We start from the raw sequence: 23860 nt of genomic DNA on the forward strand, positions 1-23860 counted from the left end.
ACCAATTCGTCTTATAACAATAGGACGAATTGATGCTTATCCGCGGTACCACCTAATTTACCTTAAAAAGGTCTCTTCCCAGCCATTACTGGTATCCATATAACGCATGGAATACGGCGCCCCTAATTTATCTAGTAAATAAAAATAGATATTTCAGTTTGCAGCTACTGAGTGTTATTCAAAAAAGCCCTGCCACTGGGTTTACACTATCTCCAGCTCACTTTAGGTGGTGACCTTTTCTACTTCTCTCCATCTTTGCTTTTAATTAATTGTATTTATTTTAAGTTTTTTATATTAATTTGTCAATAATTTTTTAGAAAATTTATAAAATTTACAAAAAATATAGAAATTATTTGTAAGTATACATTATAACACCAGACTTTTATCTGGTGTTATTATTTTATCAACAAATGATAGGAGGTTTATGAATATGGAAGTAATAAAAATTAGTAATCTTTCAAAGGCTTATGGAAATGTAAAGGCTGTTAATAACCTTAATATTTCTGTAAAGAAAGGTGAAATATTTGGACTTCTTGGAGCAAATGGTGCAGGCAAAAGTACAACTATTGAGTGCATTTTGGGCACAAAGAAGTATGATAGTGGACAGGTTTCACTTTTATGGAGTAGCAAGGTTGTTTTTTAACTATAACTTTGAAGGTTCATGGGTTTTATTTTTAAGTTCATATTTATTAGTAATGATATCAATGTTTAGCATTGGATTAATGGTTGCTGGAATTGCAAAAGATACAAAAATAGCTGGTGTAATTGCAAGTATTTTATATTTTCCTATGCTAATTTTTTCAGGAGCAACACTTCCTTATGAGATTATGCCAAGAATCCTTCAAAAGATTGCAGATATATTACCATTAACCCAAGGAATTAAGCTTTTAAAGGCAGCATCTTTAGGAATAAGCGTAGATAATTTTATGGTTCCTATGATTGCAATGATTGCTATTGCTATTATATGTACTGGAGTAGCATTAAAGTTTTTTATATGGGAATAATATACATTACAAGGGCCATATCAAAATAAACTTTAACACTAACCTATAAAAAGTAAGTTCAAATGAACTTACTTTTTTGTACATAATAGGATTATGAAAATTTTTCTAAGAAAGTGATGCTAAAGTATGAAAAGAGTTTCTCTAGAAAGGCTATACTTTATACTAAGATCATATAGTGTATTTAGACATAATTATTAGAATGGATACTTAAAGGCACTGAATTGTGGATGAAGTGGAGAATTATTATAATAGATGCTAAACTGGATATTAAAAACCTGAAAGGATATGGTTAAGATTAAACAAGATAATTGGAATGTAGACTATGAAACAAAGTATCATAAAGTGTGTATTCATTGTACATCAGATGGGTTTGATGCCGATTCGTATATTAAGACAATAGATAAATATATTGAATTGTTCTTTGTAAAAAATGAAAATAAAGAGATACGTATAAATAACACAAATAAATGGTGGAGTTACAAGGTTGAAAGAATACCTAGAAGTAAAGTTAAGTATCAAATTGTGCTTCAAGATGAAAATAAAAATGAGATTGTTTTACGAGGAGATACAATAGGGACATATAAACAAATTTTGAAGTTAAAAATGAAAAAAAGAGGTATGTTGTCTAAGAAGAATTTAAAAAGCATAGATTGTTTAAATCTTTCTATTTTAAATTTTTGTGATTGTGGAAATGAGCAAGTATATAACAACCATACAGTTGGCTCTTTTTTCATGATTCCGAAACCGAATATTCCTTATGTATCAATGAATACTTCGCGTTCAAGTGCACCTAATTATGATAATTATTATTATTATTTGAATGCTGTAAAGGCTTATCTAGAAGATGGTGATTGCAAGGATACAGTATTACAACAACGTTTTAATGAGACAGAAGGGTATTGGAATCTTTTTAGTAAAAATTTTGAAGGATATATGGAATCAATGTTTTTATCCTCTTTTAGTACTGAAGATATGAAAGAGTATTCTGGAAAACCAGAAGAGTGGGATATAGAAAAGGTAAATAATTATTTTGAAGCAATTAATAAAAGCATTTATGATAGAACACAGAAACTATATGAAGAATATAAGAGTAGAAATGGATTAAAAAAGTAGTAACCCTAAAGTAGTGTTACTACTTTTTATATGCTACGAATATATACATTGATGTTAACTTTAGTTGATAGAATTTCAAGAAAATTGCTATTATAATTAATATGAAAGGTATGATGAGTATGAATAATATGATTAGTTCGAATTTAAAAAGATTAAGAAGGGTGCATCAATATACTCAAGAAGAAGTAGCAGAGAGGATTAATGTTTCAAGACAAGCTATAGCAAAATGGGAAAATGGAGAATCTACACCAGATATAAATAGTTGTATAGCTCTTGCTAAGCTATATGATGTTACTATAGATAATTTAATTAATCATTCAGAAGAGACTTCTGGAATTGTTGTGCCCCCAAAAGGAAAGTATTTCTTTGGTGCAGTTTTAGTTGGAGAACGTGGGCAAATAGTTATTCCAAAGGAAGCAAGAGAAACATTTAATATTAATCCAGGAGATAAGCTATTAGTTCTAGGAGATGAGGATAAAGGTATCGCAATTGTTCATCAAAGAGATCTTATTAATTTTGTTGGAAAAATGGGAGTATATGAGGATAAATAATGACAGTTATTGAAAGGAGATTATGTAATGAGTAAAATAGTATTTTTTTCTATACCAGCATATGGTCACACTAATCCTACGATTGAAGTAGTAAGAGAATTGTGTAATAGAGGAAATGAAGTATGGTATTATTCCTTCAATGAGTTTAAAGAAAAAATAGAAGAAGCTGGAGCGAAATTTATTAGCTGTGATGATTATCTTCCAGAACTAAAAAAGGAAGATAAAAAAAGAATTGGAAAGGATTTTTCATTTTTAATGGAAATGGTAGCAGATACTACCATAGCTTTGGATAAAAAGGTATGTTCTGAGCTTAGGGAATTTAAGCCAGATTGTATAGTATCGGATTCTATATGCTTTTGGGGAAAGTTGTATGCTATGAAATTAAATATTCCATATATATGTTCTACAACTACCTTTGCCTTTAATAAGTATACTTCAAGGATGATGAAAAGGGGCTTTGGAGAAATTATATATATGATATTTGGAATGAGAAAAGTAAATAAAAAAATTAATTTATTAAGAGAACATGGATATGATATTAAAAATTTTATTTCAATAATTCAAAATGATAATGATACAAATACAATAGTTTATACATCTAAAGAATTTCAACCTTTATCTGAAACTTTTTCAGATAAATATTCATTTATTGGACCATCAGTAAAAAAAATAAATGTAACGCCAAAGGATGAAGATATTAAACAATTATATATTTCTCTTGGTACAGTTAATAATAAAAATATTGATTTCTATAGAAATTGTATAAAAGCCTTTGAAAATAGTGATATAAAAGTAATTATGTCAGTAGGAAAAGAAACTAATATTTCAGAATTGGGAAATATTCCATGCAACTTTGAAGTTAAAAATACAGTAAATCAAATTGAAATACTTCAAAATACAGATGTGTTTATAACTCATTGTGGAATGAATAGCGTCAATGAAAGCTTATATTATGGAGTTCCAATGGTGTTATTTCCACAGTAATCTGAACAAGGAGCAGTGGCACAAAGAGTTAGTGATTTAGGAGCAGGAATTAAGCTTAAAAAGAATAGACCAGAAGTAATTAAGGAAGCTGTTTCAATAATTATAAATAATAAAAATTATAAAAATAAGGCAAAGGAAATAGGAGAAAGCTTTAGAAAAGCTGGAGGTGCTAAAAAGGGAGCAGATACAATATTAAGGATAATAGAAAGTAATTAGGTTTCAAAACCACATAGTGCATAGTAAGAAACTCCTTTCGGAGTTTCTAAAATAAAAATAGTACTAATAATTCTTCGTATAAATTTTTGATTTTTAATTAACTCCATCTCGAGTACAAGTGTATTTAAAGGATGGTTGAGTTTGAAGATAAAAACCATTTCTTACTTGAGAAATCCAGTTTTGAAAAATTTCTAGCCAAACATTGCTATTAAAGAATTCTGATAAAGGTAAATTTGGATTCCATTCTAGAATTAAAAATGGTCCAATTCCAAAGGACCATATACCAGTTTGCTCTACAGTAGATTCTCTAATTAAAAGCACAGGAAGACCAAATTGAAAGGCCATGGAAGGCTCTATTTGTGCAAATGGACTTCCCTCCCAAGTAGTTAAATCAATGGGTTGCCCCAAATTGTTTTGTAAAACTCTAACTTCTCTTTGGGCTAAATTAAGAGCTATAAAACCATAGCTTGATAATATCATTCTTCTTATATTGGTAAGAGGTGTTTCAGGATATTGTTCAGTAACGGGTAAAGTTCTAGGAAATAACAAAGATCTTCGAATTTCCTTAATTATATTTTCAACAAAATCACTTTGCTTTGAATTTAATCTACTTGGGTGGCTAAGAAAAACTGGAACTCTATATAGAAGGCTTGAGCATTCTTTCATTAAATTAGTACAATTTGATGAGATGCAAGTATTTTCAATTTTGGATTCAGTTATCATATAAATATTCATCTCCATATTAATTACTTATTGTAGCTTAAAATCCATGTAGTACAGTATATTACATAAGTATAAAAAATGTTAACAAAGAAATATTAAAAATTATTTAGTAAATAATATGTTTTGCCTTAAAATCAGAATAAAAAGTAAAGGGTAAAAATATAATACCAATAGATATTAATTGTTTTAAATAATAAAATAGTATCTTATTATATGGGTGAAGGTGTTAGCATGAGACATTTAAAAAGTATTAGTAGTGAAAAATTTTATAAAGAGCCTATGAGTTTTAATAAATATTCAAATAAGGATTTATTAAAGTATGACATAGGCTCTAATTTATATATGAATGCACTTATGGATATTTATAGCATAATAAAACTAGGAAAAATAAAAGATATAACTACAATAACTATTTGTTTTGAAGATTCTATTAAAGAAAGTGATATAGACAAAGGGGAGATAAATGTTTTAAAGGCTTTAGATAATATACATGAAGACTTAGTAAGAGGAGAAATAAATGAAGATAATATTCCATTAATATTTATTAGGGTTAGAAGTAATTATCAATTTATTAAGTTCTCATCTAAATTATCTAAGGATCAGTTGAAATTAATAACAGGTTTTATATTTCCTAAGTTTAATAAGATAAATGGACCACAGTATTTAGAGCATTTAAATAGAATAAGAAATGAGTATGATGATAAAATTTATGGTATGCCTATTCTAGAAAGTGAAGAAATAATCTATAAAGAAAAAAGAATGAAAGAAATTCTATATTTAAGAAATTTAATTGATGAGTATAAAGACTTAATCCTAAATATTAGAGTAGGAGGAACTGATTTTTCATCAAAATTTGGACTAAGAAGAAGTGTAAATAATAGTATTTATGATATAGGGGTAATAAATGATTGCCTTTGTGATATTGTTAATATCTTTGGTAGATATAAAGAAGAATATATAATTTCAGCTCCAGTATGGGAGTATTTTTCTTATGATATTAATTCTAAAGAAGTTAAGGGATTAATTAAAGAAATAAAATTAGATAAGGAAAATGGATTCTCTGGGAAGACAATAATTCATCCAACTCAAGGTATTTATGTTAATTCTATTTATTCAGTAAATTATGAGGATTATATGGATGCTATAAATATATTAAATCACAAAGAGGTTGGAGGAGTTTTTAAAGGCTATAGCAATAATAAGATGAATGAAGTATCACCACATTATAATTGGGCAAGAAGGATATGTAATAGAGCTAATGCTTTTGGAGTTCTTAACAATAAAGTTTCTTATAATGATTTATTTCATGAGGCTAGGATTTATGATGAAAATTAATATAACAAAGAATATATATGAAATAGATTTAGAGGATTTAATATCAATAGGCTACAGAAATAATAATACTGAAAGAAATTTCTTATTTATAAGCAAGGTTTTAGGAAAACATATAGAGGTAAGGCCAAATATGTGTAAAGTAATTGGATTATTATTAACTTCCATTTTATTTGGAGAGAATGATAAGACAAGTCTCTTTGTTAAATATATAAAAAATCAAAATGACAATGAAGAAAATATAAAAAATACTATAAAATTAACTTATAAGACTAATGAAAAAATCGCTGTTTTAGGCTTTGCAGAAACAGCAACAGCACTAGGGATGGCAGTAGCAGCATCTATAGAAAATTCTTATTATATAACTACAACTAGAGAAGATATAAAAGATATAAAGTCAATATTTAATTTTGAAGAAGAACATTCCCATGCAACAACACATAGATGTTTTCTAATAAATCATAATAAATTAAATGAAGCTAATAGGGTAATTTTAGTAGATGATGAAATAACTACAGGAAAGTCTATGTTAAATATAATAAAGGAATTAATTAAAGTTACAAATGTAAGAAAATATACTATCCTTAGCATTTTAGATTTAAGAAATATTAAATATAGAAACTTATATAAAGAATTTGCCGATAAAAATAATCTGGAAATAGAAGTAAAATCCTTAATATCAGGTGAAATATATGAAGAAGATAAAAAAGTATATCTAAATAATGAAGAAGTTATAATAAATGAAATATCTCCTGTAGCTTCATTAAATATTATGTCAAGAAGAGGTGAGAATTTAAAGTATACAGGAAGATTTGGAATAGATTTTAAGGAAATTCTAAAAATAGAAGATGAATGTATAGAAGCTGCAAATATAATTCAAAAAAGAATAGGAAGAGATAAAAAAGTATTATTACTAGGACATGGAGAAAATATATATATTCCATCTAGGATAGCATCATATTTAAGTGGAGATATTTATTTTAAAAGTACTACTAGAAGCCCTATTTATTGTTCAAAAGAAGATGGATATTTAATTAATGAAAGTCATGTATATTTCCATAATGGAGATAAGTATTATTTTTATAATAAAACTAAAATAGAAAATCAATATGATTGTGTTGTTTTAATTTCAGAGGATAATTTAAATATAAAGCTTACAAAAAATATTTTGATATATAAGCCTTAGTATTAAGTGATTTTTATATTTAAAATAGATATAATTTTTAGAATTCATTTTAAATGAAATTAATATTTATAAATTTTGTAGTCTAAAGTTGCTATTATAGGTTCTTGACAGGTACAATTTAAAAGTAGTATCATAATAATGATAATCAATATCAATTATAGAGTGCTTATTGATTATCATTAATAATATGCTTGTTTAATGAGAATTTAAATTAATATAGTTATATTTCTAACAATACTAATTATTATCAAAGGATTTTATATAGATAGAGAAAGGATTGATTAATATGGCTACAAAATATCCAATGGCACAGTTAATTATGGAAAGAAGGACAATAAAGAAATTTAAGGATGAAAGTATATCTACAGAATTATTAAGTGAGTTACTAGAAGTTGCTAGTTGGGCTCCAAATCATAAATTAAGAGAACCTTGGAGATTTATAATCTACAATGGCGAAGGTAAAGAAGTACTAGCAAATGCAATGGCTGATGTAGCTTCAAAAGGAGCTAAGATGAAAAAAAGTCCTGAAGAAATGAAGAAATACTATGAATCTATTCCAGCACATATACTTGTTGTAATGCATGAAGATCCACAGCCCTTTGTTAAGGAAGAAGATTATGCAGCTGTTTGTGCATTAATTCAAAATTTCCAATTGGCAGCTTGGGAAAGAGAAGTAGGTGTATTTTGGAAAACTGATTCATTTTTAACTTTACCTGAATTTAGAGAAGCAGCTGGAGTTGCACCAGGAGAAAAAATAGCTGCTATTTTACAGGTTGGATATATTGATACTGTTCCAAAGCCTCGTAATAGAACTGCAATAGATAAAAAGCTTACTGTAATTGATGGTAAAGATGAAGAATAAAATAATATAAAGAATAAGGACAAAAAATAGTATTATGATTATAAAAAAATCATAATACTATTTTTTTATTTAATTAATAACTTAATATTTATATTTAATAATTATATGTAATAATATCCATATGTTTTGAAAATAATAAGTAATATGAATATATTGATAAGTCAGTCTTTTGACTATTATATATATTTATTCTATTATATAAAATGCTTATACTAAAAATAATAAATACAAAAGAAGGAGAATATATTATGAATAAAAAGTTACCTAAGGAAGCTTATGGCGGTACTCATGGAAGAGATTATATTCCATATGTTACTGATAAAGCAAAAAAGGGAGCCAATATTCCTGTTATAATAATTGGTATAATATTATCTGCAATTTTTGCAGCATCTACAGCTTATTCAGGCATGAAGTCTGGATTAACTGTTGCAGCTGGAATTCCTGGAGCTATAATTGGTTCAATGCTTATAGGAATATTTGCACAGGGAAAAGGAATTCTTGGAAAAAATATAACCCAAGGGATGTCTAGTGGTGGAGAATCAATTGCAAGTGGTATGATTTACGTTTTACCTGCAATTATATTAATAGGAAATAAATTCACTTTTATTGAAGGATTAATTGTAGGCGTTGGTGGTGTACTATTTGGAATAGGAGCCTTGTCATTAGTTTATAATTATTTGATAGTTGAAGAACATGGAAATCTTTTATATCCAGAATCATTAGCTATATCTGAAACCCTTGTAGCATCTGAAGGAAATGGAGATGCAATTAAATATATGGGAATTGGATTTGGAATAAGTGGAATTATAAATTTATTTACTGGATCATTTTTAAATATAATAAATAACACTATTACTTTTGTAGGAAGCAAGTTTTATAAATGGAAGTTCTCTCTTGAAGTAAATCCACTTTTATTAGGTATAGGATTTATAGTTGGTTTAGAGGTATCATTACAAATGTTTGCAGGTTCAATATTAGCTAACTTTGGAGTTGCGCCTTTAATTGGTTATTTTACAGATTTAGCTGAAAAGAATATAGTATCATGGAATGATGCATCTGTATTACTTAATCAAATGGATGTAAATTTAATATCATCAAGTTATGTTAAATACATAGGAGCTGGAATGATGCTTTGTGGTGGAATAATTGGAGCTCTTAAACTTGTTCCAACAATAATATTATCTATAAAAGAAACACTTAAAGCTAAGTCAAATATGGATGATAACTCAGAAAAAAACTCTGGAGAAATAATAATACTTTTAGTTGGAGTTATAATTGCAGCTATATCAGCCTTTATAATTTCAAATAGCGTTAAAATGGCTATAATAGCAGTAATAGTATCATTAATATTATCATTATTATTTGTAATAGTATCTGGACGTTTAACAGGAACAATAGGAACCTCAAACCTTCCTGTATCAGGTATGACAATAGCTTCACTAGTTATATTAACATTAGTTTTTGTTATTATGGGATGGACATCTCAAAGTGATAATAAATCATTACTTTTGTTTGCAGCATTTATGGTTGTGGCAATTTCAACAGCAGGTGGATATAGCCAATCTCAAAAGGTAACCTATATAATAGGTGGAAGCAGAAAGGAAATGCTATTAACTTTTGCTATTTCAAGTATAATAGGAGTAATTGTAGTTACAGGAACTATTCTATTACTTGCAAATCAATTAGCAGTTACAGGAGCAGATGCACAATTTGCACTTCCGCAAGCTAATTTAATGGCTACATTAACATCAGGAATAATGTCAGGAAATTTACCTTGGCCAATGATTTTAGTTGGTATAGTTATAGCTTTATTTTTATTACTATTAAAACTACCTGTAATGACTATTGCAATTGGATTTTATTTACCAATATCAACAACTTCAATAATATTAGTTGGAGCTTTAATTCGTGTATTTGTTGAAAATATGAGCAAGAGTGAAAAGGAAAAAGAGTTTAGAGTTTCTAATGGAGTAGGTTTATCTTCAGGACTTGTAGCAGGTGGATCTATAATAGGATTACTTGGAATTATACTACAAGTAACAGGAATAATAACTCCTAAGACACCAACAGGTTTTGCAGCTAGTAATATGATGGGAATAATATTATTAATTGCTTTAGTTGTTGCTACAACATTACCTATTATAAGTTCTAAGGTAAAAAAGAGTTAATAAATAGACTTAGTATAATAATATATAAAAATATTTATAATAAACCAGAAAATTAGTTTTAAAAATATATATATTTTTAATAAAGGGAACTGTTCTAAAAGGTACCTAGATGTTAGTTATTTCTAACACTTAGTATGTACTTTATTATAACAGTTCCTTTTTTATTTACGAATAAGATACATCTTTGCCACTAATTAGTATTTACTGGTATAATTTCCTTCTTTGTTAATAGGTTTAATGGGTCTTTTAAAGTTCCTTGATAACATATAGAATTAATTTGATAAAAGATAGTATTTTCATATAAAAAAGATATAATTAGTGATAAAATTGAAATGAGGAAATTATTAGTTAAGGAGGAAAAAGCATGGACTTAGATAGAAAAGTTGTTAATACCATTAGAGGACTATGCGCTGATGCAGTTCAAAAAGCTAATTCAGGACATCCAGGTTTACCTTTAGGAGCAGCACCAATGGCATATACCCTTTGGGCAAAAGTTATGAATAGTACACCAAAAGATGTGAATTGGATAAATCGTGATAGATTTGTTCTTTCTGGTGGACACGGATCAAGTTTATTATATAGTTTATTACATTTATTTAATTATGGGGTAACTATTGATGATTTAAAAGGCTTTAGACAATTAGATTCTAAGACTCCAGGTCACCCAGAATATGGACATACTGTTGGTGTAGAAGCTACAACAGGACCATTAGGAGCAGGAATGGCTATGGCAGTAGGAATGGCTATGGCAGAAAAACATCTTTCAGCTGTATTTAATAAAGAAGGGTATCCAGTAATAGACCACTATACATATGTATTAGGGGGAGATGGATGCTTTATGGAAGGTATATCATCAGAAGCCTTTTCATTAGCAGGAACATTAAAATTAGATAAATTAGTTGTATTATATGATTCTAATAAGATTTCTATTGAAGGAAGTACAGATATTGCATTTACTGAAGATGTAAAAATGAGAATGAAAGCATTTGGTTTTAATGTATTTACAGTAGAAGATGGAGATAATCTTGAAGAAATATTAAATGTACTTAATGAAGCTAAGAAGTCAGTGGGAAAACCTATATTTATAGAAGTTAAAACTAAAATAGGTAGAGGATGTCCAGCTAAAGAAGGATTAGCATGTGCTCATGGAGAGCCTTTAGGAGCAGATAATGTAATAGAATTAAAGAGAAACTTAGGTTTATCTGAAGATAAGGATTTCTATGTTGATGAAGATGTATATTCTCATATAGCATCTGAACAAGAAAGAGCTAATAAAGTATATGAAGCTTGGAATAATATGTATGAAAGTTATTTTGTTAAATACCCAGAAATGAAAGAATTATGGGATAAATATTTTAATGTTGATTATAAAAAAGTGTTAGATGAAAGTTCTGAATATTGGAAATATGATAAAAAAGCTAATGCTACAAGAAATTTATCTGGTATTGCTATGAATAAAATTAAGGATTTATTCCCTAACTTTATGGGGGGAGCAGCAGATTTAGCACCATCAACTAAAACATATTTAAATGGCGCTGGTGACTTTAGTAGTGATAATTATGCAGGAAGAAACATACATTTTGGAGTTCGTGAATTAGCTATGGCAGCTATAGGAAATGGTCTTATGTTACATGGAGGATTAAAGACCTTTGTTTCAACCTTCTTTGTATTTAGTGATTATGTTAAACCAATGGCAAGATTATCAGCACTAATGAATTTACCATTAACATATGTTTTAACTCATGATAGTATAGGTGTTGGAGAAGATGGTCCAACACATGAACCAGTAGAACAATTAACAATGCTTAGAGCAATGCCTAACTTTAATGTATTCAGACCATGTGATTCAACTGAAACAAATATTGGATGGTATTTAGCTATGACATCAAAGAAAACACCTACAGCTTTAGTATTATCAAGACAAAATCTACCTGATATAGAAGGATCAAATAAAGAAGCTATGAAGGGTGGATATATAATTGATGATTCTAATGGAGAACCAGAAATTATATTAATGGCTTCTGGATCAGAAGTTTCTTTAGCTATTGAAGCTAAAAAGAAATTAGGAAATGATAAAATTAGAGTAGTAAGTATGCCTTGTATGGATATATTTAAAGCTCAAGATTCAGATTATAAAGAAAAGGTTCTACCAAGAAAAGTAACTAAGAGAGTTGCTATAGAAGCAGGATCATCATTAAGCTGGGGAGAACTTGTGGGCTTTGATGGTAAATATGTAACAATGGATACTTTTGGAGCTTCAGCACCAGCTGAATTATTATTCGAAAGATTTGGCTTTAGTGTTGATAATGTAGTTAATGTAATTAATCAATTATAAAACTTAATTAAAGTAATATAAAAAGTACAAATGAAGTTGTCTTACAGTCTATAATTTTTAATTATAGACTGTTAAGATAGCTTCATTTTTCAATATTTATTTACAGTAATTACAAGTATTGTAATATATTTTATAGAATAATATAATAAGTATATATATTTTACTTAAATTTATAAGGTATCTTCATAATAAGTTCTTTTATAAAATTAAAATAAATATATTGAGAAAGAATGGGGGAAAAGAAAATGATTTATGAAAAAATAAATATTTGTGATATAAATAATAAGTTAAAAGATAGTAAGGCTTATGTAAATGTTTATATTCCAGATAATAGTGTAGAAATTGATATTAATAAAAAAAGGAAAACTATAATTATATGTCCTGGCGGAGGATATGTAGGTACTTCTGATAGAGAAGCTGAACCAATTGCTTTTAAATTACTTTCCCAAGGATTTAATGTAATAATTCTAAGGTATAGTGTTAATCCTAACAGATTTCCAACTTCACTATTAGAGCTATCAGCCACTATAAACTATGTTCGTGAAATGGCGGGTAAATGGAATGTTGATATAGATAAGGTTATAACTTGTGGTTTTTCAGCAGGAGGACATTTAGTAGGAAGCTTAGGAGTATTATGGAATAAAGATTTAATTTCAGAAGCTTTAAATATAAACAAGGAGAATATTAAGCCTAATGGAATGATACTTTCTTATCCAGTTATAACAAGTGGAGAATTTGCAAATAAGGATTCCTTTGATAATTTACTTGGAATAGATGCAATTAAAGAAGAAAGAGAAAAATTATCCTTAGAAAAATTAGTATCTAAGGATACTCCAGAAACCTTCTTATGGCATACTTTTAATGATACAGTTGTACCAGTTGAAAATTCATTATTTTTTGCTAGTGCTTTAAGAAAAAACAATGTACCTTTTGAACTTCATATATATCCTGATGGTGTACATGGATTAAGTCTTTGTGATGTAAATACAGCATATAAAGATAATAGTGATCTTATAAATAAACATGTAGAATCATGGTTTGAATTAGCTGTTAAATGGATTAATACAATTTAAATTAAGAATAGGCTTTGGAACAATGTAAATTTTCTAATTAGAGATTGGTTTCATAGCCTATTTTTATTAGTTTTTAGCATTAAAAATTATATTTGGAAAGATTTTAATAATATTGATATAATAATAATTGACAAGCTTAAACTGTAAATAAGATATAATATACTTTAGAATAACTTAATTACAAATGAGAAACTATACAATAGTAGGTCTATAATTTGGAGGTAAATAAAATGATAAAACTAATAGCATCAGATATGGATGGCACATTGTTAAATAGCAATCACGATATTGATAAAGAAACAGTGGATGCCATTAGAGAAGCAGAAGAAGCAGGAATAATATTTGCAATTTCTACTGGAAGAGAGTACCAAAGTGTTAAAGAAGTGTTAGATAAGCATAATATTAAATCACAATGTATTTTATCTAATGGAGCTGAATATAGAGATGAAGAGGGAAATATATTAGATATTATTAATATAAATAATGAAAGTGCTAGAGAAATAATAGATACCTTAGATGAAAATAATTTTTCAGCAAGAATTTTTACTAATCAAGGTATTTTTACTACTTCTACAAGGGAAAAAGCTTTAGAAGAGGTTATAAATAGAACTAAAAGTTTTAATCCTGAATTAACAGAGAGTGAAGCAAGAAAAATATCGGAAAACTTAAGATTTTTTACAGCTTTAAAGTATATTGATGATTTAGATAAGTTTTTTAATGAAGGTTTAGAAGTAAGAAAGTTTGTTGCCTTCCATAGTGATATAGAATTAATAGATAAGATGAAAAAGGAACTTAGTAAAATAGAAGGATTAGCTATATCATCTTCTTTTAGAGATAATATAGAAATAACTGATATGAATGCTCAAAAAGGAATAATTCTAGCAAAGGTTGCTAAGAAATTATCTATAGAAAAAGATGAAGTAATGATATTAGGAGATAGTTTTAATGATTATTCTATGTTTGAGATATTTGAAGAAACTGTTGCTATGGAAAATGCAATCCCAGAAGTTAAAGCCATTGCAAAATACATAACAGATTCTAATGATAATTTAGGTGTTGCAAAAGCTATACGAAATGTTTTAAATAATGAAATGGGTAAAATGATTAAAAAATAAACAATTAAAAACTCCTTTTATAGTTATGAATTAGCTATAAAAGGAGTTTTTTATTTTTAGTATAATATAAAACTAATTTAGTAAAGAATATATTTATAAAGTTAAGTGAGGTGTAATATGAATAATAATTATGATTATATTTTTAAATGGTTAAAAAATGCAACTAAGGAAGAAAGACATATTAATGAAATGGAGTCCTTTGCTAAAAAGCATCCTATAATATTTATGAAGTTTCATACTTTATCTAAGAGAATAGTAGATTTTGAAGAAAATAATAAAGAATATTTAGAAGCTAAAGAAAAAATAATTAATTTAATACAAGAAAATGAAGAAAAATTTAAAATTGTAACTGAGGCAGTAAAGGATAAGTTTAATGGAAAGTATTTTTAGTTTATACAATAATTTGTATTGAAATATTATCTAGCTATAACAAAACTATAAGTGCTCATTGTTTAAATAATCATTTAAAACCAAGGTTAGAAGTAGCAGAAAAAAATATGAAAATTTAATAAAGTACTTAGAAGAGGAAAGTTAGTTTCTTGCATTAATTTTTCTATTATAATATAACTAGTATTAGAGTTAGTTATAAATGGAGGATTATATGCAGCAAAATATAGATAAATTTAAAACAGTAATATTTGATATGGATGGAGTTTTATTTGATACAGAAAAAATATATTTAGATGTTTGGACAAAGGTTTTTGAAAAATACGGATATAAGATGACAAAAGAAGTATATTGCAAAGTAATTGCAACTGGACGAGAAAATGTTAAAAAAGTATTTAAAGATGAATTTGGAGAAAACATACCAATAGAAGAAATGTATGAAGAAAAAGATAAGGCTTTATCTGAAGAGTTAAAAAAGAAAATCCCTATAAAAGATGGAGCAGAGGAATTGCTTAAGTACTTAAAGGGGAAAAAGTATAAGCTTGCCTTAGCAACATCTGCATCTAAAGAAAGAATGGACAAACAATTAAACCAATCTAATTTTAAAAAAATATTTGATGAAGTTGTTTGTAGAGATGATGTTAAAAAAACAAAGCCAAACCCTGAAATATTTTTAAAGGTAGCTAATAAGCTTAATGTTACTCCAGAGGAATGCATTGTAATAGAGGATTCCTCAGCAGGAGTTGAAGCAGCCTATAAAGGAAATATGACTCCCCTTCATGTAGTAGATTTAAAAGAAGCTGATGAAAAAATAAAAAGATATAGCTATAAAAGTTTCAATAATTTATATGAAATAAAAAGTTATTTTAAAGGAGAATAAACAATATAAAGCCACCAGGTTTTCTGATGGCCTTTTTTTAATTTGATATTGAATTTTTTTTATACTTCATTATAAGTTTGTCTACAGTTGGGATAGTGGCTGGATTCCAATTTAAACTTGTTATGTATTCTATTGGTAACCATAATAGCTTTGTATATTCCTTTGGTGATGGCATGTCCTCTAAAATTGAACATTTAGCCACCATAGTGTTTAATATGTAGTCGTCGTATTCATATGTAGTTGCACTAAATAGAGAATTAACTTTAATTTTACAATTTAATTTTTCATAGATTTCCCTTACTATGGCTTTTTCAGGTGGTTCACCGTCTTTAATAATTCCACCAGGGAATTCCCAAAAGCTAGAAAAAGACATATCTTTCGAGTTTAAAGTACAAAGCACTTCAGATTTGTCATTTTCAATAATAGCACATACAACCTTCATAATTCTTTTCACAAACAGTCACCTCTAAAAATAATAATATCATATAAGTTATAAAAATTACATATTATTTAAACATTATTTTTCTATATAAAATAATATATTTAATATTTCGACAACATATATAAAATCTTTAAGCTGAATAAAAATAATATTTAATTCAAAAACTATGATTAAATAATTAAAACATATTATAAATACGTTTATAATAAATGGTAAAAAATGAAATTCATATTTGGTATACTACAAATAAGTTAATAAAATGTTAAATTTGTTAAAAATAAATGTAAAAAAATATATTATATTGTCATAAAATAAGATATTTAGTATAGTATATATGTTATTATTCAGTTAAAGATTAAAAATATATTAGAGGTGGCACATGATAAAAATTGAAAAACTTAAAAAGGTTTATAGCAATGGATATGAAGCTCTAAAGAGCATTAATCTTGAAATTAATGAAGGCGAATTAGTTTGTCTTTTAGGTCCTAGTGGATGTGGTAAAACAACAATTCTTAATTTATTAGCTGGACTTTTAGACCCAAGTGATGGAGATATTAAATTTGATAATGAATCAGTTATAGATAAGCACCCTAAGGATAGGGGGATTGGATTAGTTTTTCAAAATTATGCTTTATATCCACATATGACAGTTTTAGAAAATGTAATGTTCCCACTTACTGTTGGTAAAAATAAAAAGCCAAAGAGTGAAGCTATGGAAATAGCAAAAAAGTATATGGCAGTTACAAGCATTGAAGAACTAGCAGATAAAAAACCAGGTGAGATGTCTGGAGGTCAACAACAAAGAGTTGCAATAACAAGAGCTTTAGTTCAAAACCCAAGAATATTATTACTTGATGAACCTTTAAGTAACTTAGATGCTAGATTAAGATTAAAGATTAGAGAAGAAATAAGAAGATTAGTTAAAGAAATTGGTATAACTACAATTTTCGTTACTCATGATCAAGAAGAAGCATTATCTATAAGTGATAGAATAGTTTTAATGAATGAAGGTGTAGTTCAACAATTTGATATACCTCAAAATCTTTATTTAGAACCTCAAAATCTTTTTGTGGCTAAATTTATGGGTAATCCAATAATAAATTTAGTTGATATGAAAAAAGAAGGAAATAAATTAGTATCTAAAGATTTTTCTATTGATTTAGAACTTTTAAATAAAGATAGATTTAAAGGAGAATTAACAGAAGAAAAGTACATAGTTGGAATTAGACCAGAGTATTTTGTATTAAGTGAAAATCCATTATTTGAAATTGAAGCAGAATCTGTAGAATTAATAGGAAAAGATTGCATTATAAACTTTAATATTAATGATACAAATGCAAAGTCTATTACAGACATTAATAAAAGAATTTCAGAAGGTGATAAGATAGGCCTTGATATTGACTATAATGGAATTTATTTATTCCAAGAGAATGGAGTTAGAGTGTACTAATGAAGAAGTTTAAGTATAGAGCAGAAAATTCACCACAAGCATGGTTGTTTTTACTACCTGCTTTAATAATAGTCGGAATATTTAATGTGTTACCTTTAATAAAGACATTTATTATGTCTTTCCAAAAAGGAACTTTAAACAACTTAACATTTAATGGATTTAAAAATTTCGAAATAGTACTTAAAGATCCTAAATTTCATACAGCAATAGGAAATACAGCACTTTTTTCTTTTGTAGTAGTTCCAGTAGGGTTAATTATATCTATGTTTATAGCTATTACAATATATGAAAAAATTAAGTATAAAGATATTTTTGAAACAATTTTCTTTATACCATACTTAACAAGTGTTATAGCCGTTGGTATTGTATTTAGATTTTTATTAAATGGTGAATATGGAATTATAAATTATGTTTTAGGATTTTTTAATATAGGACCATTTAACTTTCTTGATGACCCAAATATGAGTATGATAACTCTTATTATATTTGGTATTTGGTCAGGTCTTGCTTTTAATATAATTATATTACTTTCAGGATTAAGAAATGTTGATAAGAGCTATTATAAAGTAGCTGATATGTTTGGTGCTACTAAATTTGAACAGTTTTTTAGAATAACATTACCTCAAATGATACCAATTATTACGTTTTTATTAATGGTAAATTTTATTAATGCCTTTAAGGTTTATTCACAGGTATTTGCAATATTTAACGGTAAAGCAGGTATTGCTGATAGTGCAACAACAGCTGTATTCTACATATTTAATAAATTCTATGTAGAAAACCGTTATGGTCAAGGTATGGCTGCAGCAGTTATATTATTTGGCCTAATTTTAATTTTCACATTAATACAAAATCGTATATTAAAAAGAATATCTAAGTAGGTGAAAATATGAAGAAAATTAATTCAGTTTTATCAAAAACATTTATAGTTTTAATGGCAATAATAACATTATTTCCTTTTGTATATATGATTTTATCAAGTTTAATGACATATCAAGAGGCAATAAGTATACCACCAACATTATTCCCAAAGGAATTTCAGTGGAATAACTTTTCACTTGCAATGGAGCAGGCTCCATTTGGAAGATACTTTATTAACACAATAATAGTTTCTGGAATTTCTACTATAGGGACAGTAATTACTGCTATTTTAGCAGGCTTTGCTTTAGTTAAATTAGAGTTTAGATATAAAAATATTTTAATATTAGTTATGGCAGCTTTACTTATGGTACCTTATGAAGTTACTGTATTTACAAATTACCAAACTATAGCTCAGCTTGGATTGCTAGATACATATGCAGCATTAATATTACCTTCACTTGCAAGTGTATTTTACATATTTTATTTAAAAGAATATTTAACAAGCATTCCAATTTCATATTATAAGGCTGCAAAGGTAGATGGATGTTCAGATTTAGCCTTTATACATAGAATACTTGTACCTTTAGCAAAGCCAGCATTATTTACTATGGGTATATTAAGCTTTATAAGTGGATGGAATTCATTTTTATGGCCAATCTTAGTAACAAATAGTAAGGAAATGAGACTATTAAGTAATGGACTAAGCTCTTTTGCAACAGAAAGCGGTACAAATGTACAACTTCAAATGGCAGCATCAACTATAGCTATAGTACCAATACTAATTTTATATTTAATATTTAGAAAACAAATAATTAGAGGAGTTGTTAAGAGTGGCGTTAAAGGATAAAAAGACAAAAATAACTTTTCACAATGGTATATTAACTATTGGCGGAACAATAATTGAAGTAGTATATGAAGACAGCCATATATTCTTTGATTTTGGTAGTGAATATAATCCAAAAGCTCCAGTTCAGCCAGAAAATTTACAGGATTTATTAGATGAAAATCTAGTTCCATATTTAGATAATATGTATGACCCAAGTATTCCATTAAAGGGATATGAATCAAAAGAAAATAAATTTAAGAATACTGCTGTATTCTTATCACATATGCATTTAGATCATTCTAAGATTGTGAACTACTTAAATCCTGAGGTGCCTCTATATACTTTAGAAGGAACAAAATCATTATTAAATACTTTAAATATAAATAATGATTTCTTATTCCCACTTTATGAGAATAAAGGAAAAAATACTAGAGACATAATTGGAGTTAAGGAAAATGAAGTTATAGAAATTGGCAAGATAAAAGTTAAAGTAATGCCAGTAGATCATGATGCATATGGTGCATGTGGGTTATTAATTGAAACTCCTGACTTAGTTATTTCATATACTGGAGATATAAGACTTCATGGTTATAGAAAAGAAGATACATTAAATTTCTGTAAGGAAAGTGAAAATTGTGATGTTCTATTAATAGAAGGTGTTAGCGTATCCTTCCAAGACTTTGATGAAGTAAGAGAAGATGAAATATCAAATGAACCAGAATTAATAGATAAAATAAATAAAATAGTAAAAGAAAATCCAAATAAACAAATAACATTTAATTATTATATTTCTAATATAGAAAGAATATTAAATATAATAAAAACTAATCCAAGAAAAGTTGTTTTATCAGCATATTATTCTTATGTTCTTAAAGAAGCAACTGGATATGAATCTTATTATTATTCATTAGATAATAAGGAGTATGGATTAAATAAAGATTTAGAAATAAAATTTGAAAGATTATTAAAGGATGAAGGTGACTTTTTCTGGCAATTAGATACACTTGCCATTGGATATATAGATAAATTACAAGAAGGTGGAATTTATATTCACTCAAATGCAGTTCCATTAGGAGATTTTGACCCTAAATATGAACCATTTATAAAGAGTTTTGAGGATAGAAATATTAAATTCGAAAGAATATCATGTAGTGGGCATGCACATCCTTATGATTTAATTAAAATAATTAATTTAATTAAACCTAAGTTATTAGTTCCAATACATTCTTATCGCCCAGAGAAACTATATAACGAAAATGGGGATGTACTTTTACCAGAAAAAAAACAAACTATATAAAGCGGAGGACAAAATTATGAAGATCAAGAAAATACTTGCTCTAGCACTTTCATTAGGCCTATTAACTGGTTGCTCAAATAAGGGCGCTGGAACAGCTAATGAAGAAATTGTAACAGAAATAACAGCACCAGTTGAAATAACTTTCTGGCATGCTATGAGTGGAGATTTAGAAAAGTCTCTTACAAGTTTAACAGAAAAATTCATGGAGAAAAATCCTAATATAACTGTTACTTTACAAAATCAATCAAGTTATCCAGATTTACAACAAAAAATAACTGCAACTGTTGCAAGTCCAAGTAACTTACCAACCTTAACTCAAGCTTATCCTGATTGGATGTTCAATCCTATTCAAGATGGATTAGTTACTGATTTAACACCATACGTTGAAAATGAAACTCTTAAATTTGATAATTATGAAGATATATTACCAAGTTTTAGAGAAGCCACTACTATAGATGGAAAGATTTATGCTATGCCATTTAATAAGTCAACTGAAGTTTTATGGTATAATAAGACTTTATTTGATGAATTAGGATTAACTGTTCCAACAAACTATGATGAACTTGTTGAAGTTTCTAAGACAATAAAAGAGAAGAAAGGTATTGTAGGAGCAGGTTTTGACTCATTAAATACATATTACACTACTTTCTTAAAGTCAGAAGGAAAGTCATTTGATAATAATTTTGATGTAACTAGTAAGGAATCAGAAAAGGCTGTTAATTACTACTTAGAAGGTGTTAAAGAAGGATACTTCAGAATTGCTGGAACAGATAAATACTTATCTGGACCATTTGGAAATGGTACTATTGCAATGTACGTTGGATCTAATGCTGGTGAAAACTTTGTAAAACAAGGTGTTGATGGTAAGTTTGAAATAGGAGTTGCTCCATACCCAACAAAGGCTTCATTACAACAAGGTACTGATTTATATGTATTCTCAAGTGCTACTGCAGAACAAAAAACTGCTGCATATGAATACTTAAAGTTCTTAACTAGCAAAGAAAGCCAAATTAAATGGGCTTCAGCAACTGGATATGTACCTGTAAGACAAAGTGCTCTTGATTCAGAAGAATATAAAAACTGTGGAAGTTTAATAGCTCCAATTCTTTCAGATGCAACTAAGAACTTATATACAAACCCAGTAATAAGTGGTGCAGATGCTGCATATCGTGAAGCTGGTACAGTATTAGAAGCAGTATTAGCAGATCCTAATAATGCTGATGTTACTAAAAAATTAGAAGAATTTAAATCTACTTTAAATTCAATCTGGGAATAGAACTGAGCTGCCTAAAGGCAGCTCTTTAATTAAGAATGTATAATGTAAAATGTAGAATTATTTAAGTAATTTGTTCCAAATTACTTAAATAAATATTTATTTTAGAAACTCCTTTAGGAGTTTCTTCTTTAATTTTACATTCTTCATTCTTCATTTTACATTGTGCGAAGCACATTTAAGGAGGAACTATGAAATTAGTTATTTATCAAACTAGTGATTTACATGGATTTGTATATCCAACTAACTATGTAACAGACCAATCCCTTGGAATATTAAAGATTGGAAGTTACATATTAGAAGATGAAAAGAATTATGATCATTCTTTAAAAATAGATTGTGGGGATTTAGTTCAAGGATCGGCACTGACTCACTACTTATCAAAGCAAATGTTAGAAAATAATCCTATAATAGAATTATTAGAGGATGTTGGCTATGATGCTTATGTATTAGGAAATCATGAGTTTAATTATGGATTAGATTATTTAAAAGCTGCTTATAGTATGGTTTCTGATAAAATAATAAATGCAAATATTAAAGGGTTAGCTTTTGAAAGTAAGCCTTACAGAATATTTGATATTAATGGATTTAAGATTGGATGTATAGGTTTTACAACATCTTTTATTCCAAATTGGGAGCAAGAAAAGAACATAGAGAACTTAGAATTTTTAGATCCAGTTAAGGTTTATGGAAAATACGAAAAAGAATTAAAAGAAAAATCTGATATGATAATAGTTTGTTATCATGGAGGTTTTGAGAAAAGTTTAGATGGAAATAATACTCCTACTGAAAAGTTAACAAAAGAAAACCAAGGTAGTGAATTATTAGAAAACTATGATTCTATAGATATAGTTTTAAGTGGACATCAACATAGATCTTTTATAACTAAAGTTAATGGAGTAATATGTTCACAACCTATGCATAATGGTCAAAACTTTACTAAAATAGTACTTGATACAGAAACAAAGGAAGCAAGTTATGAATTAGTAGATGTATCTAAGTTAAATGATGAAATAAATGTAGATTTAGAAAGAAGATTTACGGATGTAGATAAAGAATTACAAGGATACTTAGATAGAGAAATTGGTCATTTTAAAAATGATATAATTTTAGATGATATATTTATTGCAAGACTTAAAGGACATCCATTTATAAACTTTTTACATGAAGTTCAATTAGATGTATCTCAAGCAGATTTTTCAGTTTTATCATTATTTGATACTGCTATTGGATTTAAGAAGAATGTTTCAATAAGAGATGTATTAATAAATTATCCATATCCAAATACTTTAAAAGTACTTAAGATAAAGGGAAGCAAATTTAAAGAAGCCATTGAAAAAAGTGCTACTTATTTTGTTTTAGAAAATAATGAAGTTAAGATAAATGAAGAATTTTTAGTGCCAAAGGTACAAAATTATAATTATGATACCTTTGCAGGCTTAACATATGAAATAGATTTACATAAGGATTTTGGAAATAGAGTTGTTTCTATGAAAAAAGATGGTGAAGATATAGATTTAGATAAGGATTATACTGTAGTTTTAAATAACTATAGAGCAAGTAATACTTCAATTTATCCAGCCTATGAAAATGCAGAAGTAGTTAAGGAAATTAATATGGATATGAGTGAACTTATTATAGATTATTTCCAAAGAAATCATGAAGTAGATATACAGTCTGATAGTAATTATATAATTAAATATTAAAATAATAGTTTTTAAATACACATTAAGTATTAGAATAAAAATCTAATATTTAATGTGTATTTTTTTATTAATATTA

General features: G+C 27.4%; 19 protein-coding genes, 3 pseudogenes and 1 other annotated feature. Of the genes and pseudogenes, 20 read left to right on the top strand and 2 right to left on the bottom strand.

What is annotated here, in order from left to right:
* Positions 1-17 precede the first annotated feature (17 nt).
* Positions 18-265 (bottom strand) — a binding site (T-box leader).
* 165 nt (positions 266-430) lie between these two features.
* From ACFYH6_RS05995 to ACFYH6_RS06015, 5 genes and pseudogenes are all read left to right on the top strand, one after another.
* A pseudogene (locus ACFYH6_RS05995) lies at positions 431-619 on the top strand (ATP-binding cassette domain-containing protein); the annotation flags it as partial.
* Positions 597-1004, top strand: a pseudogene (locus ACFYH6_RS06000) (ABC transporter permease); the annotation flags it as partial. The pseudogenes ACFYH6_RS05995 and ACFYH6_RS06000, both read left to right, overlap by 23 nt.
* A 285-nt stretch (positions 1005-1289) precedes the next feature.
* Entirely contained in the window at positions 1290-2117 is an 828-nt protein-coding gene (locus ACFYH6_RS06005; RefSeq protein WP_416178865.1) for a hypothetical protein, read from the top strand.
* A gap of 128 nt (positions 2118-2245) precedes the next feature.
* The gene (locus tag ACFYH6_RS06010; RefSeq protein WP_416179027.1) at positions 2246-2668 is read left to right on the top strand and encodes a helix-turn-helix domain-containing protein; all 423 of its coding nucleotides are present in this window, start codon (positions 2246-2248) and stop codon (positions 2666-2668) included.
* Positions 2669-2695: 27 nt separating this feature from the next.
* Positions 2696-3868 (top strand): annotated as a pseudogene (locus tag ACFYH6_RS06015) (macrolide family glycosyltransferase).
* A gap of 93 nt (positions 3869-3961) precedes the next feature.
* Here ACFYH6_RS06015 and ACFYH6_RS06020 read toward each other — a convergent pair.
* Positions 3962-4591, bottom strand: coding sequence for a hypothetical protein (locus ACFYH6_RS06020; protein WP_416178864.1), 630 nt, complete (start codon positions 4589-4591; stop codon positions 3962-3964).
* 231 nt (positions 4592-4822) lie between these two features.
* Here ACFYH6_RS06020 and ACFYH6_RS06025 point away from each other — a divergent pair, with 231 nt between their 5' ends.
* The 9 genes from ACFYH6_RS06025 to ACFYH6_RS06065 all read left to right on the top strand — a co-directional run bounded on the left by ACFYH6_RS06025 (position 4823) and on the right by ACFYH6_RS06065 (position 15929).
* Positions 4823-5926: an HpcH/HpaI aldolase/citrate lyase family protein gene (locus tag ACFYH6_RS06025; RefSeq protein ID WP_416178863.1), complete on the top strand. Its 1104-nt coding sequence runs from the start codon at positions 4823-4825 to the stop codon at positions 5924-5926.
* Positions 5913-7109, top strand: a complete 1197-nt coding sequence (locus tag ACFYH6_RS06030) for a phosphoribosyltransferase domain-containing protein (protein WP_416178862.1) — start codon at positions 5913-5915, stop codon at positions 7107-7109. Before ACFYH6_RS06025 ends, ACFYH6_RS06030 begins: the two co-directional genes overlap by 14 nt.
* Before the next feature lie 286 nt (positions 7110-7395).
* On the top strand, positions 7396-7971 hold the full coding sequence (locus ACFYH6_RS06035) for a nitroreductase (RefSeq protein WP_416178861.1): 576 nt from the start codon (positions 7396-7398) through the stop codon (positions 7969-7971).
* A 248-nt stretch (positions 7972-8219) separates the two neighbouring features.
* Positions 8220-10139, top strand: a complete 1920-nt coding sequence (locus ACFYH6_RS06040) for an OPT family oligopeptide transporter (protein ID WP_416178860.1) — start codon at positions 8220-8222, stop codon at positions 10137-10139.
* 364 nt (positions 10140-10503) lie between these two features.
* Complete coding sequence (gene tkt, locus ACFYH6_RS06045; RefSeq protein WP_416178859.1) at positions 10504-12474, top strand: transketolase; 1971 nt, start codon at positions 10504-10506, stop codon at positions 12472-12474.
* A gap of 245 nt (positions 12475-12719) precedes the next feature.
* Positions 12720-13547, top strand: a complete 828-nt coding sequence (locus ACFYH6_RS06050; RefSeq protein WP_416178858.1) for an alpha/beta hydrolase — start codon at positions 12720-12722, stop codon at positions 13545-13547.
* Between the two features lie 230 nt (positions 13548-13777).
* Positions 13778-14662, top strand: a complete 885-nt coding sequence (locus ACFYH6_RS06055) for a Cof-type HAD-IIB family hydrolase (RefSeq protein ID WP_316345408.1) — start codon at positions 13778-13780, stop codon at positions 14660-14662.
* 117 nt (positions 14663-14779) lie between these two features.
* Positions 14780-15052, top strand: coding sequence for a hypothetical protein (locus ACFYH6_RS06060; protein ID WP_316345410.1), 273 nt, complete (start codon positions 14780-14782; stop codon positions 15050-15052).
* A 211-nt stretch (positions 15053-15263) separates the two neighbouring features.
* Positions 15264-15929, top strand: a complete 666-nt coding sequence (locus tag ACFYH6_RS06065) for an HAD family phosphatase (RefSeq protein ID WP_316345412.1) — start codon at positions 15264-15266, stop codon at positions 15927-15929.
* Positions 15930-15966: 37 nt separating this feature from the next.
* On the opposite strand, the gene ACFYH6_RS06070 is transcribed toward ACFYH6_RS06065, so the two are convergent.
* Positions 15967-16383: a (deoxy)nucleoside triphosphate pyrophosphohydrolase gene (locus ACFYH6_RS06070; RefSeq protein WP_416178857.1), complete on the bottom strand. Its 417-nt coding sequence runs from the start codon at positions 16381-16383 to the stop codon at positions 15967-15969.
* 367 nt (positions 16384-16750) lie between these two features.
* On the opposite strand from ACFYH6_RS06070, the gene ACFYH6_RS06075 reads away from it, so the two are divergent.
* From ACFYH6_RS06075 to ACFYH6_RS06100, 6 genes are all read left to right on the top strand, one after another.
* A complete protein-coding gene (locus ACFYH6_RS06075) occupies positions 16751-17821 on the top strand; it encodes an ABC transporter ATP-binding protein (protein WP_416178856.1) in 1071 nt (356 codons plus the stop codon).
* Positions 17821-18702: a sugar ABC transporter permease gene (locus ACFYH6_RS06080; protein ID WP_316342889.1), complete on the top strand. Its 882-nt coding sequence runs from the start codon at positions 17821-17823 to the stop codon at positions 18700-18702. The genes ACFYH6_RS06075 and ACFYH6_RS06080 overlap by 1 nt, the downstream gene beginning before the upstream one ends.
* Positions 18703-18710: 8 nt before the next feature.
* Entirely contained in the window at positions 18711-19529 is an 819-nt protein-coding gene (locus ACFYH6_RS06085) for a carbohydrate ABC transporter permease (protein WP_316342888.1), read from the top strand.
* Positions 19513-20805 carry an MBL fold metallo-hydrolase gene (locus ACFYH6_RS06090; protein ID WP_416178855.1) on the top strand — a complete coding sequence of 431 codons (1293 nt, stop codon included), beginning with the start codon at positions 19513-19515 and terminating at the stop codon, positions 20803-20805. Before ACFYH6_RS06085 ends, ACFYH6_RS06090 begins: the two co-directional genes overlap by 17 nt.
* Before the next feature lie 16 nt (positions 20806-20821).
* On the top strand, positions 20822-22081 hold the full coding sequence (locus tag ACFYH6_RS06095) for an ABC transporter substrate-binding protein (RefSeq protein WP_416178854.1): 1260 nt from the start codon (positions 20822-20824) through the stop codon (positions 22079-22081).
* A 188-nt stretch (positions 22082-22269) separates the two neighbouring features.
* Positions 22270-23784, top strand: coding sequence for a bifunctional metallophosphatase/5'-nucleotidase (locus ACFYH6_RS06100; protein WP_416178853.1), 1515 nt, complete (start codon positions 22270-22272; stop codon positions 23782-23784).
* The last annotated feature ends 76 nt before the right edge of the window (positions 23785-23860 follow it).

Source organism: Clostridium sp. HCS.1 (assembly GCF_047900555.1).
Classification (GTDB): Bacteria; Bacillota; Clostridia; order Clostridiales; family Clostridiaceae; genus Clostridium.